The sequence below is a fragment of the Ignavibacterium sp. genome (assembly GCA_032027145.1).
GTDB lineage: Bacteria > Bacteroidota > Ignavibacteria > Ignavibacteriales > Ignavibacteriaceae > IGN3.
The window spans coordinates 21709-36330 of the sequence record JAVSMP010000001.1; the positions used below are offsets into that span (position 1 = coordinate 21709).

The window sequence follows — 14622 nt, forward strand, 5'->3', positions numbered from 1 at the left end:
ATGTCAAGATTTCTTTATTTTCACTCTGAGCTATGTTGGAGATAATCAAATAAAATATTCAGAAATTCTTTCAATTAATTTCCAATTAATACTTCATATTAAAAGGTGGATTGTTTATTTTGCAAATAGATTTCTAACTAATTTAATATCTAACAAACTTTGAGGTGCATAATGCAGAAAATTTTTCTTCCTTTTTTACTTTCATTTTTTGTTTTTGCTGTTGTAGTCAATGCTCAGCACAGCAGAACAAATCAGGATAACTTTAAGAACACACCAATAGTTCATCAAATTCCAAGTGAATCAGTTTTATTTATGGATGATATGAACGGTGATAATACATTGACAGGCATTCAGGCAAGAGGTTGGTTTTTTGATGATGTTGATGGAGCTGGTATAACCACGGTATTCCAGGGAAATACTACCGTATTTCCTGCATACGAAGGACCAGCCACAGGTTACATTGGACAGAATTTTAATGGCGCATTTAATGGCGGATTATTGATTGATCAATGGTTAATTTCTCCACTGGTAACTGTAACTGCTGGAGATACACTTAAATTCTGGCATCGCTCACCTGATAACAGTTCTTGGGCTGACCCTCTTGAAGTTTGGGTTTCAACTACTGGCGGTACAACTCACTCAGATTTTGATGTTCAATTAGCATCATTTACAGGTTCGATCACAGGATGGCAGCAATATGTTGGTAATTTTACTACATCAGGAACAGTAAGATTTGCTGTAAGATATTATACTACAACTGGCGGTCCATCTGGTACTACATCAGATTATGTAGGACTTGATTTATTTGAAGTTACTGGAACAGCAGCAAGTACACAGGATTTATTCATTTCGGAATACTTAGAAGGTTCAAGCAATAATAAAGCGATAGAAATCTTCAACCCAACTGGTGCAAGTGTAGATCTATCAAATTATAGAGTTGTAAGATCTAATAACGGTGCTGATTCCATTCAATACATTCAACCTCTTTCTGGTACTTTGGCTGCAAATCAGGTATTTGTATTGGCTAACCCACAAGCTGATCCAACAATCTTAGCTGTTGCTGATATTGATACTGGTGCTATCACTTTCTATAACGGTGATGATTATATGGCATTAGAAAAAAATATCGCAAGTGTATGGACTCCAATTGATGTAATAGGAATTTTAGGTGAAGATCCTGGCACTGCCTGGACTGTTGCTGGTATAGCTAATGGTACCGCAGAACATACACTTGTTAGAAAAGAAGAAGTTTTATTCGGAACAACAGATTGGGCTTTATCAGCAGGAACAGATTCAGTTAGTTCACAATGGATAGTATATCCCCAAAACACTTTTACTTTTTTAGGAAATCATACTGTCGTACCTGTTGAGTTAACTTCATTTGTTGCATCTGTAAGCGGAACTTCTATTAACTTAGCTTGGTCAACCGCATCCGAATTAAATAACCTTGGTTTTGAGATTGAACGAAAATCTACTAACTCCGAATGGCAAGTGATCGGATTTGTTGCTGGATTTGGAACTTCAACCAGAACTAATAAGTATTATTTCTCAGATGATAATTTATCAATAGGTAAATACAGTTATAGACTGAAACAAGTTGATTTTGAAGGTACTTTTGAATACTCGAATATTGTTGAAGCTGAAATAATTGCGGTTAATAAATTTGAATTATCACAAAATTATCCTAACCCATTTAACCCTTCTACTTCTATCAAATTTAATTTACCTGTTGCGAGCAATGTAAAATTATCAGTCTTCAATTTATTAGGACAGGAAGTTAAAACACTTGTAAACGGATTTAAAACTGCTGGTTCACATACCATTACGTTTGATGCTAGCGCACTTTCAAGTGGTATTTACCTTTATAAAATCGAAGCAAATAACTTTACTCAAACCAGAAAAATGACTTTGATAAAGTAATTTTGTCCAAATTTTTTTTAGCCCCGATGTTTTCGGGGCTTTTTTTTTTGAAAGATATTTGATAAATCAAATCTAAAATGAAACGAATTGTTGTAACCGGTGCAACAGGTTTGATCGGCAAAAAACTTGTTGATTCGCTTATAAAAATGAAATATGAAGTTATTGCTTTTAGCAGGAATGCTGAAAAGGCAAAACTGCTGCTTCCAGATGCAAATAAATTTGTCAGTTGGGATTATACAAAGCCAAATGAATGGAGATCTGAGATAGAAAATTCATTTGCCATTATTCATCTCGCTGGTAACAATCTTTTTGAAAAACGATGGAATGAAAAATTCAAGTCGAAGATATTAGAGTCTCGTGAACTAAGCACAAGAAATCTTATTGAAGCAGTAAAATCCAGTACGAATAAACCAGGAGTTTTTATTTGTGCTAGTGGAATCGGCATTTATGGAGACCGTGCTGATGAATTGCTTAAGGAAGAGTCATTAAATGGAAACGATTTTCTTGCTGATGTATGTAAAGTATGGGAGAATGAATCAAGAAAAGTTGAGGAGTTTGGAGTTAGAAGTGTACAAATAAGAACAGGATTAGTTTTGAGCACTGAAGACGGAGCACTTAAACAGATGTTACCGGCATTCAAATTTTTTGTTGGTGGACCCTTGGGAAGCGGTAAACAGTGGTCTTCCTGGTTGCATATTGATGATATTGTTAAAATCTATTTATATGCGTTAGAAGGTAATAGTATTTCAGGACCAGTAAATGCTGTCTCGCCCAATCCGGTTACAATGTGGGAATTTGCTAAAACATTGGGTAAAGTTCTAAATCGTCCTTCAATCTTTCCTGTTCCAAAATTTGTTTTAAAATTAGTGATAGGCGAGGCTGCCGAAGTAGTTACAGCAAGCCAAAAGGTTGTGCCAGATAAACTTATTAAATGTGGTTACAAGTTTAAATTCGATAATATAGAAACGGCGTTAAGAGATTTGCTTAAATAATTTTATACTTATAGTTCTTTAGATAAATCAATAAATTTTTATAAACATCTTCTCGTTCCAATTCAACAAACAGAAATTAAATTTTTGTCTAGCTTCTTTTGAACTTTTCTTCGAATAACATACTTATCAAATTCTGTTAATCCAGCTGCAAAATTATCTATTGGAGCAAAATTATTTTTCATTTTGTCTTACATCGCTTCAATCAAAAACAAAAAAGGACTTGAATTACAAGCCCTTTTTAACAGCAAATAATCTTTTAATACCTGTAATAATCAGGCTTAAATGGACCTTCAACCTTAACACCAATATATTTTGCCTGTTCCGGTGTTAAAGTATCAATCTCAACTCCGATTTTCTTCAGGTGCAATCTTGCAACTCTTTCATCCAGATGTTTTGGTAAAGTATAAACTTTATTTTCATATCTGTCAGGATGATTCCATAGTTCTAACTGCGCCAGAGTCTGATTTGTAAATGAATTTGACATAACAAATGAAGGATGACCTGTTGCGCAGCCAAGATTTACTAATCTTCCTTCTGCAAGAATAATTATATCTTTACCATCAAGTGTGTATTTATCAACCTGAGGTTTAATTATAACTTTTGTGTCGCCATATTTTTTATTCAGCCATGCCATGTTTATTTCAGTATCAAAATGTCCGATATTGCAAACAACAGTTTTGTCCTTCATCATTTCGAAATGTCTTGCATCAACAACATTTGTATTACCGGTTGCAGTAACAACAATATCAGCTTCTTTTACTGCGTCATCCATTCTCTTAACCTCATAACCCTCCATTGCTGCCTGCAATGCACAGATTGGATCAATTTCAGTAACGATAACTCTTACATGTGCATTCTTTAATGATTCAGCTGAGCCTTTGCCAACATCACCGAAACCTGCAACAACAGCTACTTTACCTGCGAGCATAAGATCGGTTGCTCTGCGTATTGCATCAACTAAAGACTCTCTGCAGCCGTACTTGTTATCGAACTTAGATTTTGTAACTGAATCATTAACATTAATTGCAGGTATTGGAAGTGTTCCATTTTCCATTCTCTCATACAAGCGATGAACACCGGTAGTAGTTTCTTCTGAGACGCCTTTAATACCGGCTGCAAGTTCTGGATAGTTATCAAAAACCATATTGGTTAAATCGCCGCCGTCATCAAGAATCATATTTAATGGTTTTGATTCATCGCCAAAAAATAATGTCTGTTCGATGCACCAGTTAAATTCATCTTCGTTCATTCCTTTCCAGGCAAAAACCGGAACTCCTGCTTTTGCAATAGCAGCAGCAGCGTGATCTTGAGTTGAAAAAATATTACAAGATGACCATCTTACTTCAGCTCCAAGTTCAATTAATGTTTCAATCAAAACTGCAGTTTGTATTGTCATATGTAAACAGCCTGCAATTCTTGCACCTTTAAGCGGTTTCTTGCCGCGGTATTCTTCACGTAAAGACATCAAGCCCGGCATTTCAACTTCTGCTAATTCTATTTCTTTTCTTCCCCACTCAGCTAAAGAAATATCTTTAACTTTATAAGGAAGTGTGAGATCAATTTTTTTATCGAGCGTTACACTCATTATATATTCCTTTAATTATTTATAATTTTCTTTTTTGTATCAACGTTTACCAGATAAATTTATCAACGATTAAATTGAAAATCAGTATAATTTTTTAAGTATATTTTGTAAACAACGGAACAAGGTCCAAAGTTTCCCAGGTAAATTCTGGTTCGGTTCTACCGAAATGACCATAGACTGAAGTTTTCTGATAAATTGGTCTTCTTAATTGTAATCTGCTTATTATTCCATTAGGTGTAAGATCAACTTCCTTCTGTATCATTTTTGATATTTCTGAATCAGAAATTACTCCTGTTCCCTTAGTATCAACATAAACCGAAATTGGTTCAGCAACTCCTATTGCATAAGAAAGCTGAACCAAACATTCTTTAGCCAGTTTTGCAGCAACAACATTTTTTGCTATATGTCTTGCAGCATAAGTTGCACTTCTATCAACTTTACTGGGATCTTTTCCAGAAAAAGCTCCACCGCCATGAGGAGCCCAGCCGCCATAAGTATCAACAATAATTTTTCTGCCTGTTAAACCACTATCTCCATGTGGCCCGCCAATTTCAAATCTGCCGGTAGGATTTACAAAGTATTTTGTTTTTGCATCGAGCATTTCAGCCGGAATAACTTTCTTCACAACATTTTCTATTACATCATCTTTAATTTTTTGCTGTGTTACATCTGCATCATGTTGCGTTGAAACCACAACAGCATCAACTCTTAAAGGTTTTTTATTATCATCATACTCAACTGTAACCTGCGATTTTGAGTCCGGTCTGAGATACGGCATAAAACCATTTTCACCCTTTCTTATCTCAGCAAGTTTTTTAACAAGTTTATGAGCAAACATAATGGGCATCGGCATAAGTTCTGGTGTTTGATCACAAGCGTATCCAAACATAATTCCCTGGTCTCCGGCACCACCAGTATCTACACCCATTGCGATATCAGGTGACTGCGAGTGAATTGCATTTAATACCGAACATGATTCAGCATCAAACTTATAATCAGCACTTGTATAGCCAATTCTTTTAACGGTTGCTCTTACAATATCCTGCACTTCAACATAAGCTTTAGTGGTTATTTCGCCGCCGACTAATACTAATCCTGTAGTAACAAAAGTCTCACAAGCTACTCTTGCATTTGTATCTTTAGAATAAATTGCATCTAATATTCCATCGGATATTGCATCACATACTTTATCCGGATGACCTTCAGAAACAGATTCTGATGTGAAGAAAAATGACATAACCTAATATTCCTTTTACTGTTTTATTAATTCCATAGTTATTTTTTGATTATCAAATTTAGTTAATCCCTTCATGATATACAAAATAACTTAATTAAATTTTACTTACTTTTCTGTTACAGATAATCATTTTTTTAGAACCGAAATGAAAACAAAAATAACAGAGTTATTAAATATAAAATATCCTATCATTCAGGCTGGTATGGTGTGGGTTTCAGGCTGGGAATTAGCTTCGGCAGTTTCTAATGAAGGCGGTTTAGGTTTGATTGGGGCTGGTTCAATGAAACCTGATCTATTAAAAGAGCATATAAAAAAATGTAATGCTGTTACTGATAAACCATTTGGAGTTAATATTCCTTTATTAAGAAAAGATGCTGATGAACTAGTTAAAGCATCACTTGATGAAGGGATAAAAATATTTTTTACTTCCGCTGGAAATCCAAAAACCTTTACTTCTCTTTTGAAAGAAAAGGGCTGTACTGTTGTTCATGTTGTAGCAAATTTAAAATATGGGATGAAAGCACAGGAAGCTGGTTGTGATGCAGTTGTTGGAGAAGGCGTTGAAGCCGGCGGGCATAATGGGGCAGATCAGATTACAACCTTATGTCTGATACCTCAGCTTGTTGATAAACTTAATATCCCGGTTATTGCTGCCGGCGGTATTGCTGACGGAAGAGGAATACTTGCAGCATTATCGCTTGGTGCAGAAGGAGTGCAGATAGGAACACGGTTTGCAGCGACTGTTGAATCTTCTGCTCATCAGAATTTTAAAGATGAAATTGTTAAAGCCGGTGGTCAGGATACTGTTTTAGCCTTCAAAAAAATCGGACTTGTCAGAATGATTAAAAATGATTTTGCAATCCGAGCTATCAAAGCTGAAAGTGAAGGATGGAATGAAACGCAATTAAGAGAATTACTTGCTACTAAACGTGAGCGAATGGGAATCTTTGATGGTGATTTAATTGAAGGTGAACTTGAAGCAGGTCAAGGTGTGGGGCTTATAAATGACATCCCGACAGTGAAAGAATTGTTTAAGAGAGTGCTTAATGAGATTGAAATTACAAACAGAAAAATTAATAATTTATATAAGGGATAATATCTATAAATTTTAATATTGTTATTCGTAATGAGTCTAAATTCTCAATACTTTTATAATTTTTTCTGCTTCTAAAACTTCATAAACAAGTCTATGTTGTTTATTAATTCTTCTTGAAATAAAACCTTTAAGATTATCTGTAAGAATCTCAAATGGCTGAGAAAATGCGTAAGGATTCTGTGCTATAAAGGTAAGAAGCAATTCCACTCTCCCTTTTAAATTTGAAGAAGCAATTTTCTATGCATCTCTTTGTGCCTCTGGAGAATAAAGAAGTTTATACACTACCAGTCAAGCTTTTCAGAATAGTCACCTAAGTCAATCTTGGCTTCCTTAATAATTGAATCTGCAATTTCCGGAATACTATTTAAATAATCCGTATCACTTTGCTCACCTTTATCTGCTTTTTCCTTCATCAACTTAGCATACTCAAGTATGGATGACTGATATTTAAGCGGAATTTTGCCAATGATCTCGACGATTTGATTTTGTATAGAGGGTGATGAAAACAAAGGTGAACTTGAAGCAGGTCAAGGCGTGGGGCTTATAAATGCTATCCCGACAGTAAAAGAATTATTTAAAGGCTAATAGATGAAATAAAAATAACAGAAAAAAAATTACCCTCAATCAATTGAAGATGATAAAGTTCTTTTGTCTGTGTGTTTTTATTAAATTTTTAATAACAATGATTCTATTACTTCATCAACATCAATAGCATAAGGAAAATATGAGTGAATTTTCCTAAGGACCCTCTCAACTACTGCATCAGGACAGCTTGCACCACTTGTTAACAATATTGTTATTATATCTTTCTGCGGTATGAAATTATTTGTTTGAATCTCCTGCCGGTTATGCAGATCAAAATGACTTATTTCTGTTTCCGATAAAATCTTTTTTTCAGAAGAAATAAAATACGTGGTCAATTTTTGCTCACAAATTTCAACAATATGAGAGGTGTTTGATGAATTATAACCCCCGACAACAATTGCAAAATCTGCTTCAACTTCTAATAATCCATAGGTTGCATCCTGATTATCGTTTGTAGCATAACAAAGAGTATCGCGCGTATCAGCAAAGTGATTTTTGATTTCATTCAATCCATATCTTTTTATCATCGTTTCTCTTAACAAATCTGCAATTGCCTGAGTTTCGGTTGCAAGCATCGTTGTTTGATTTACAACTCCGACTTTCTCTAAATCCTTTTCTGCATTAAAGCCGTTTGAATACTTTCCTTTGAAGATTTCATAAAATTCCTGTTCACTAAACCCTCCAAGAATGAAAGAAGATAGCTGTTTTGCTTCCTCCAAATCTCTTATGATAAGAGACTTAGCATTAGTATTGCTATGTGAGAAAGTAGCCCGTGTTTCTTCATGGTAAGATTTTCCATGAATAATAACAGTAAAATCTTCATCACCAAGCTGTGCACTTCTGGTCCAAACTCTTTGCACAAAAGGGCAGGTGGTATTGTACTGATAAGGATCAATTCCAAGTTCATTAAGTTTTTCTTCAATTTCTAAAGTTGTTCCGAAAGCAGGAATGATAACAATATCTTCATTAGTTAATTCTTCCCAATCAATTAGCTGCTTTCCTGAAGTATCCATTAAAAACTTTACACCAAGATTTTTTAGGTCGTGATTAACTCCGGGATTATGGATCATCTCACTCAAAAGAAATATTCTTTTATCAGGATTTTCTTCAATTGTTTTATAAGCTATCTCAATTGCGTTTTCTACACCGTAGCAAAATCCAAAATGTCTTGCTAAATAAAACCTTACAACACCAAAATCTAAAAGAGTAGGAGTAAAATCTTTTTTTCTTGGATCAGAATCTTTACGCAAGTTTTTAATTCTTGTAATAAAAGAACTTCTGTAAACACCTGGTATATTAAAACTTTTCATATAATCATAACTTTAGAAATATCAATAAAATTCAAGTGGTTATTATAAAATATTTATCAATACGACAAATCGGAATAATATTAAAAGAAAAATAAATCTTCGCTTTTGTATATTGGCATTCCAAATTTAGAGAATTAAAATGAATTTATTAGAAAAGTTAGAAAAAATTAAAGTCAGGTTTGATCAAATTAACACACAGCTATCCGAAGCTGCAAATACTAATGATTTTGAAAAAATAAAAACGCTTAATAAAGAAAGATTGAATCTTGAAGATATAATAGCTGCTTACGAAAAATACTCTTCTATAATAAAAAACATTTCGGGCAATCTGGATATAATTAATTCATCAAAAGAGCCGGAACTTGTTGAGATGGCTGAGTCAGAGCTTGACGAGTTGAAATCTGAAAAAGAAAAGATGGAAGAAGAAATTAAAACACTTTTACTGCCTAAAGATCCTAATGATGATAAAGATGTTATAATGGAAATCCGTGCTGGCACCGGAGGTGAAGAAGCTGCGCTTTTTGCAAATGATCTTTTTAGAATGTACACCCGTTATGCTGAAATCTGCGGATGGAAATATGAACTTATTGATTTAACTGAAACCGGATTAGGCGGAATTAAGGAAGTTGTGTTTTCTATAAGCGGGCAAAATGTTTATGGCAATCTGAAGTTTGAGTCAGGTGTACATCGGGTACAAAGGGTTCCGGAAACAGAAGCCAGCGGAAGAGTTCATACTTCTGCAGCATCGGTTGCCGTTTTGCCTGAAGTTGAAGATGTTGAGATTGATCTGAATATGAATGATGTGAAGATTGATATTTTTAGATCTGGCGGAGCCGGCGGACAAAATGTTAACAAAGTTGAAACTGCCGTTAGAATGACTCATTTACCAACTGGAATTGTAGTGCAGTGCCAAGATGAAAGATCACAATTAAAAAACAGACAGAAGGCATTGAAAGTATTAAAAGCAAGATTATACGATTTGGAGTTAAATAAACAGAACGCTGAAATTTCAGCACAAAGAAAATCAATGGTCAGGAGCGGCGACAGAAGCGATAAGATCAGAACTTATAATTTTCCTCAAAACAGAATTACAGACCACAGAATCGGATTAACACTTTATAATTTATCAACTGTAATTGAGGGACATATTGGAGAGTTTATTGAACAGTTGAAGATTGCCGATAAAACAGAAAAACTTCAATCTGCCAAAACAATTAATCCTTTATCTGAATTAAGATAAGACTAACATCATCATCATATTCACCCTGGGTAAACTCATCAAACTTTTTGTGAATAATTTTTAGCGGATCTTTTTCATCGTTTAAGTTTTTAATGATCTCAGAAAGACGGTGTTCTCCAAAACTTTCTGAAGTTCTTGCCCTTGAATCAATCAATCCATCAGTGGTCAGAAAAACTTTTTCTCCCGGCTTCAGATTGATTACTTTATCTTCGTATTCACCGTTCTTAGCAAATCCCAATAACAGTCCATTCGATACAATTCTTACCACATCTCCTTTATCTGTTTTATAAATCAACGGAATATCGCCAGCACCTGAATATTTGATCTGATAGTTATCTCTATTTAGAATAAGAATCGAGAGTGTTGCAAATACTTCAGATATCTTGGAATCATTATGAACAGTAGAATTAACCTGCTGTAATATCTCACTGGGTGAATAACCCCTGGTGCTTTGTAAAACTCCTCTTAAAGCACTTCGTATATATCCCGCATAGGCATAAGCAAAGTACCAGGCTCCCCATTTTTTTCCCATTACATCTCCAAGAATTACAACAAGATTTTTTTCATCTAATTGATAGTAATCTAAAAAATCACCACCGGGTATTCCCTTAAAGGGAGTATGAAAATGAGAGATGGAAAAGCCGGGAAACTCCGGAAAAGAATCAGGCACCACTTTAGTTCTAAGTGAACTGGTTGCTTCCTGAAGTTCTGAGATTATCTTTCTTCTTTCATTGCCAAGACTTTTAATAATAGCTGAAACCTTTGCAACTACAAGTTTTGGCCCAGCAGTTTTTACTACATAATCAGTAATCCCCAAATCATATCCATCAAGTATATCTTCTTCTGTACCTTTTGCAGTTAAAAATATAAATGGTATATCTTTAAGTGAGGGATCATTAAGAATCATTCTGCGAAATTGAAAGCCATCAGTTTTAGGCATCATAATATCAGAAACAATAATATCAGGCAATTGTTTTTTGATTGATTCCATTGCATCATCAACACTATCGGCAACTGCACATTCATATCCGGCTTTTTCAAGATTATATTTGAATAATCTGGACATTGACGGATCATCATCAACGAATAAAATTTTAGGAGTGGTTTTATCAAATGATTCTTTCAGGCTTTGTCTTATACCATAAGTTCTGTAAATATCTGACCGCCTGATTAAAGCCTGAGTCTTAAGAATAAGCTCTTTTACATCAAATGGTTTTGTGATGATATCATCACCGCCGGCTTCAACAGCTTTTGATTTATCTTCGAGAGTGTTTTTAGCAGTTACAAAAATAAACGGAAGAAATCTGTGGTTTTCATTTTCTCTTACTTTCTGACAAAATTCAAATCCGTCCATCCCTTCCATAGTTACGTCGGAAAGCACAAGATCAATTTTTTCATTCTTTAAAACTTCAAAAGCCTGATAAGAATTCTCAGCTTCAAAAGATATAAAATTGTTAAGTTTCAGATGATGAGTAATAAGTTTTCTGATTGTTTTATCATCATCAATAATTAAAACAGATCGTTTCTCTGATACAGCCATAAGTTACTATATTGATGATGAAAAATCATAATTGTTAATTACTATTTAAAACTTTGTACAGCTTCATCAACTGATTTAAATGATTCAAATACCCTGTACATTCTTGTTAACTCGAACATTGAATGAACAGCAGGTTGAAATCCTACCAGTCTTAAATCTCCGCCCAACCCTGTAAGTTTTTTTAATGATACTACCAGACTTCCAAGGAAAGTTGAATCAATAAACTCGCAGTTTGATAAATCGACAACAATCTGTTTAAAGCCTCTTTGTATATCATTAACCAGTACTTGTTTGAACTCTTCGGCTTCGACAAGTGTTGCTCTTTTAAGATTTACAGAAATAATAACAACACTATCTTTTTCTTCCCTGAAAAACTTCATATTATTTCCCTCTATTCTGTTGATCTGTTTTCAATTTTGTATTTGTCCATTAATCTATAGATCGTAGCTCTGCCCAGCTGTAATCTTTTGGCAGCTTCAACTATATTACCATTTGTAATGTTAAGTGCGTGTCTTATTGCTTCTTCCTTTAATTTTTCAAAAGGAATAACAGTTTCATCGCTAAAAAGCGGACCAGTGTATTCTATACTTCCGGAGCTTTCACCAGATCTTAAATGTGCCGGAAGATCTTCAACATCTATCATATCCTTGTCTGTTATGATCATACATCGTTCAATTGTGTTTTCCATTTCTCTAACATTTCCGGGCCAGTTATACTCGTAAATGAGTTTGGTGCGCGTTTTGAAAATCCTTTTACATTCTTTTGCAGTTTGAGACTGAATTTTTGTATAAAATGTTCTGCTATTACAAGAATATCTGATTTTCTGAATCTTAAAGGTGGGATTGAAATCGGAAATGAATTCAATCTATAATAAAGGTCTTCTCTGAACTCTTTATTTTCAACTGCTTTTTTAAGATCGCGGTTTGTAGCAGAAATAATTCTTACATCTGACTTAATTAATTCTGTTCCGCCAACTCTTTCAAATTCTTTTTGTTGAATCACTCTTAGCAACTTAGCCTGCAGTAGCATTTCAAGTTCACCAACCTCATCAAGAAAGATTGTTCCGCCTCTTGCAAGTTCAAACTTACCAAGTTTTCTTTGATGAGCACCGGTAAAAGAACCCTTCTCATGCCCGAATAACTCGCTTTCCAAAAGCTCTCTTGGGATTGAAGCGCAATTAACGACCACAAATGGTTTATCTTTTCGCTCTCCGTTATAATGAATTGCTCTGGCAATAAGTTCTTTACCTGTTCCGCTTTCACCATATATCAATACAGTAATATCATTATGTAAAACCTTAGTAACTAATTTGAAAACATCCTGCATTTTACCATCTGAAGAAATGATATTATCAAAACTGTATTCTTTCTTCACATTTTCTTTTAAGTTCTGTAATTCGCGCGTCAGATCATAATTTCGTATAGCATTTTTAATTGCAAGTTCCAGCTTCTGCTGATCAATCGGCTTAGTAAAATAATCGAATGCACCGAACCTAAGTGATTCAACTGCAACTTCGATACTACCCTGAGCTGAAAGCATTATCACAGGCATATTTTCATCAAATTGTTTAATGCGTTTAAGGGTTTCAATACCATCCATACCGGGCAACATAATATCTAAAAGAATGGCGTCTGGTTTTTTAGATAAGTTTTTCAGTGCATCTTCAGCATTTGCAAAAGTTTCAACTTGATATCGCCACTTATCTTTAGCCCAATAACTGAGCAATTTTGAAATAGCCTGTTCATCATCTACGATAAAGATCAATTTTTCCAATTTATCTTCCTTAAGTTTCTAATCTTTATAGTTCTTTAATAATTTAATCAATATTGTAGTGCCTTTATTAGGTTCACTCTGAATATTGATTAATCCTTTGTGCAAATCTACAATTTGTTTTACAAAAACCAATCCCATCCCTGCACCCGGTAAATCAGAATCCGGTCTGTTTACACGATAAAACTTCTGAAATAAGAATGGTAAATCCTTTTCTGGTATCCCAATACCTGTATCAGAAATAATTATCTCTACCTCGCGATAAAGATTATTCAACAATACTTTAATGCGTCCGTTTTTTGATGAAAATTTGATTGCATTTTCCATTAATGCTTTTAAAGCCTGACTAAATCTTTCTTCGTCAATTTCAGCTATAATTTCTTCAGGCGGTGTTTCAAGTGTAATTATCAGTCCTTTTTCTTCAGCAAAACTTTCTTCTTGAGTAATAATGTTTTTAAGTAACTTAGCAAGATTGACCTTACTTTTATTCAGAATCAGTCTGCCGGTTTCCATACGTGAAATATCAAGTACGTCATTGATAAGTTTTGCAAGTCTTTTACCTTCATTCAAAACTATAAGATTAAACTCCTGTTTCATTTCTTCGGGCATATTAGGATCCGAGGCGATTGTTTCAGAAAAACCAACTATTGATGCTATCGGAGTGCGTAATTCGTGAGAAATATTTGAAACGAATTCACTTTTCATATTGTTAAGTTCTTCCAGCATCATTTTCTGATTAATTGACCTGGTCCTTTCAAGAGATATTAAACGATTTGCTTCGATAAGCTTTGGCTTTAAGTTATTCAATTCATTCTCAAGTTTTCTTAAATAAGTAACATTTTTTGCAATACCTAACAAACCGATAATCTTCTCATTTTTCTTAACTGCTCTTATAGAAAACTGATATTTATGGGAATTCTCATATTTATCAACAATAAAAGATTCAAACAGAGTGTATTCGTTTTTTATTGCCAGAGAAATTGATGAATTGACCAACAATTGATTTGAGGGTTCGATTAAGTCTAATAAATGTTTGCCTATCAGTTCATCCTGATGATATTCGAGTTCAGAGGCTCCGAAAGTATTTACGAAAACAATTTCACCATTTTCGTTAAGAATGAACATCAAATCCCGCGAAATATCAACAAGACTTTCAAATAATTCCTTCCACTCACCTAGTTTTTCCAGTTGTTTATAATCTGTAAGCATTAGTGATTTATTTATTGTATTTTCTTTCTGCTCTTCGAACATTAAAAACTAAGTTAATTGAAAAGTTTTAAAGATTATTAGGGGGCAAAATAGCAGGTTTTGATGTGTAAATCAATGTAGGTTAATAAAGTATAAACA

At 34.1% G+C, this 14622-nt stretch carries 14 protein-coding genes; 4 read left to right on the forward strand and 10 right to left on the reverse strand.

Annotation, left to right across the window (positions count from 1 at the left end; translation table 11 throughout):
- Nucleotides 1-171 precede the first annotated feature (171 nt).
- Complete coding sequence (locus ROY99_00090; protein MDT3694753.1) at nt 172-1920, forward strand: choice-of-anchor J domain-containing protein; 1749 nt, start codon at nt 172-174, stop codon at nt 1918-1920.
- Nucleotides 1921-1997: 77 nt separating this feature from the next.
- A complete protein-coding gene (locus ROY99_00095) occupies nt 1998-2912 on the forward strand; it encodes a TIGR01777 family oxidoreductase (protein ID MDT3694754.1) in 915 nt (304 codons plus the stop codon).
- A 256-nt stretch (nt 2913-3168) separates the two neighbouring features.
- On the opposite strand, the gene ahcY is transcribed toward ROY99_00095, so the two are convergent.
- Together ahcY and metK are read right to left on the reverse strand one after the other, a co-directional pair.
- Nucleotides 3169-4497: an adenosylhomocysteinase gene (gene ahcY, locus ROY99_00100; protein MDT3694755.1), complete on the reverse strand. Its 1329-nt coding sequence runs from the start codon at nt 4495-4497 to the stop codon at nt 3169-3171.
- Between the two features lie 94 nt (nt 4498-4591).
- Nucleotides 4592-5734, reverse strand: coding sequence for a methionine adenosyltransferase (gene metK, locus ROY99_00105; protein ID MDT3694756.1), 1143 nt, complete (start codon nt 5732-5734; stop codon nt 4592-4594).
- Between the two features lie 145 nt (nt 5735-5879).
- Here metK and ROY99_00110 point away from each other — a divergent pair, with 145 nt between their 5' ends.
- On the forward strand, nt 5880-6830 hold the full coding sequence (locus ROY99_00110) for a nitronate monooxygenase (protein ID MDT3694757.1): 951 nt from the start codon (nt 5880-5882) through the stop codon (nt 6828-6830).
- A 36-nt stretch (nt 6831-6866) separates the two neighbouring features.
- Here the strand turns inward: ROY99_00110 and ROY99_00115 are convergent, their stop codons facing one another.
- The 3 genes from ROY99_00115 to ROY99_00125 form a co-directional block, all read right to left on the reverse strand.
- Nucleotides 6867-7064 (reverse strand): Txe/YoeB family addiction module toxin, encoded by a 198-nt coding sequence (locus ROY99_00115; GenBank protein ID MDT3694758.1) that lies wholly within the window; start codon nt 7062-7064, stop codon nt 6867-6869.
- A 47-nt stretch (nt 7065-7111) separates the two neighbouring features.
- Nucleotides 7112-7339: a hypothetical protein gene (locus ROY99_00120; GenBank protein ID MDT3694759.1), complete on the reverse strand. Its 228-nt coding sequence runs from the start codon at nt 7337-7339 to the stop codon at nt 7112-7114.
- A gap of 156 nt (nt 7340-7495) precedes the next feature.
- The gene (locus tag ROY99_00125; protein ID MDT3694760.1) at nt 7496-8725 is read right to left on the reverse strand and encodes a 4-hydroxy-3-methylbut-2-enyl diphosphate reductase; all 1230 of its coding nucleotides are present in this window, start codon (nt 8723-8725) and stop codon (nt 7496-7498) included.
- Nucleotides 8726-8864: 139 nt separating this feature from the next.
- Between ROY99_00125 and prfA the strand changes: the two genes are divergently transcribed.
- On the forward strand, nt 8865-9965 hold the full coding sequence (gene prfA, locus ROY99_00130) for a peptide chain release factor 1 (protein MDT3694761.1): 1101 nt from the start codon (nt 8865-8867) through the stop codon (nt 9963-9965).
- Here the strand turns inward: prfA and ROY99_00135 are convergent.
- From ROY99_00135 to ROY99_00155, 5 genes are read right to left on the reverse strand one after another with little or no spacing between them, the layout of a single operon-like run.
- Nucleotides 9940-11505: a response regulator gene (locus ROY99_00135; protein MDT3694762.1), complete on the reverse strand. Its 1566-nt coding sequence runs from the start codon at nt 11503-11505 to the stop codon at nt 9940-9942. The genes prfA and ROY99_00135 overlap by 26 nt on opposite strands.
- Before the next feature lie 41 nt (nt 11506-11546).
- Nucleotides 11547-11885, reverse strand: a complete 339-nt coding sequence (locus ROY99_00140) for an STAS domain-containing protein (GenBank protein ID MDT3694763.1) — start codon at nt 11883-11885, stop codon at nt 11547-11549.
- An 11-nt stretch (nt 11886-11896) separates the two neighbouring features.
- Nucleotides 11897-12193: a helix-turn-helix domain-containing protein gene (locus ROY99_00145; GenBank protein ID MDT3694764.1), complete on the reverse strand. Its 297-nt coding sequence runs from the start codon at nt 12191-12193 to the stop codon at nt 11897-11899.
- Complete coding sequence (locus ROY99_00150) at nt 12166-13278, reverse strand: sigma-54 dependent transcriptional regulator (protein MDT3694765.1); 1113 nt, start codon at nt 13276-13278, stop codon at nt 12166-12168. The genes ROY99_00145 and ROY99_00150 overlap by 28 nt, the downstream gene beginning before the upstream one ends.
- Before the next feature lie 18 nt (nt 13279-13296).
- Nucleotides 13297-14526: an ATP-binding protein gene (locus tag ROY99_00155; GenBank protein MDT3694766.1), complete on the reverse strand. Its 1230-nt coding sequence runs from the start codon at nt 14524-14526 to the stop codon at nt 13297-13299.
- Nucleotides 14527-14622 lie beyond the last annotated feature (96 nt).

Bases quoted from the DNA above. Each gene is read 5' to 3' on its own strand.
- ROY99_00095 (MDT3694754.1), top strand. From the start codon at position 1,998: ATGAAACGAATTGTTGTAACCGGTGCAACAGGTTTGATCGGCAAAAAA.
- ROY99_00135 (MDT3694762.1), bottom strand. From the start codon at position 11,505: ATGGCTGTATCAGAGAAACGATCTGTTTTAATTATTGATGATGATAAA.
- ROY99_00125 (MDT3694760.1), bottom strand. From the start codon at position 8,725: ATGAAAAGTTTTAATATACCAGGTGTTTACAGAAGTTCTTTTATTACA.
- prfA (MDT3694761.1), top strand. From the start codon at position 8,865: ATGAATTTATTAGAAAAGTTAGAAAAAATTAAAGTCAGGTTTGATCAA.
- ROY99_00140 (MDT3694763.1), bottom strand. From the start codon at position 11,885: ATGAAGTTTTTCAGGGAAGAAAAAGATAGTGTTGTTATTATTTCTGTA.
- ROY99_00110 (MDT3694757.1), top strand. From the start codon at position 5,880: ATGAAAACAAAAATAACAGAGTTATTAAATATAAAATATCCTATCATT.
- ROY99_00090 (MDT3694753.1), top strand. From the start codon at position 172: ATGCAGAAAATTTTTCTTCCTTTTTTACTTTCATTTTTTGTTTTTGCT.
- ROY99_00145 (MDT3694764.1), bottom strand. From the start codon at position 12,193: ATGGAAAACACAATTGAACGATGTATGATCATAACAGACAAGGATATG.
- ahcY (MDT3694755.1), bottom strand. From the start codon at position 4,497: ATGAGTGTAACGCTCGATAAAAAAATTGATCTCACACTTCCTTATAAA.
- ROY99_00155 (MDT3694766.1), bottom strand. From the start codon at position 14,526: ATGTTCGAAGAGCAGAAAGAAAATACAATAAATAAATCACTAATGCTT.
- metK (MDT3694756.1), bottom strand. From the start codon at position 5,734: ATGTCATTTTTCTTCACATCAGAATCTGTTTCTGAAGGTCATCCGGAT.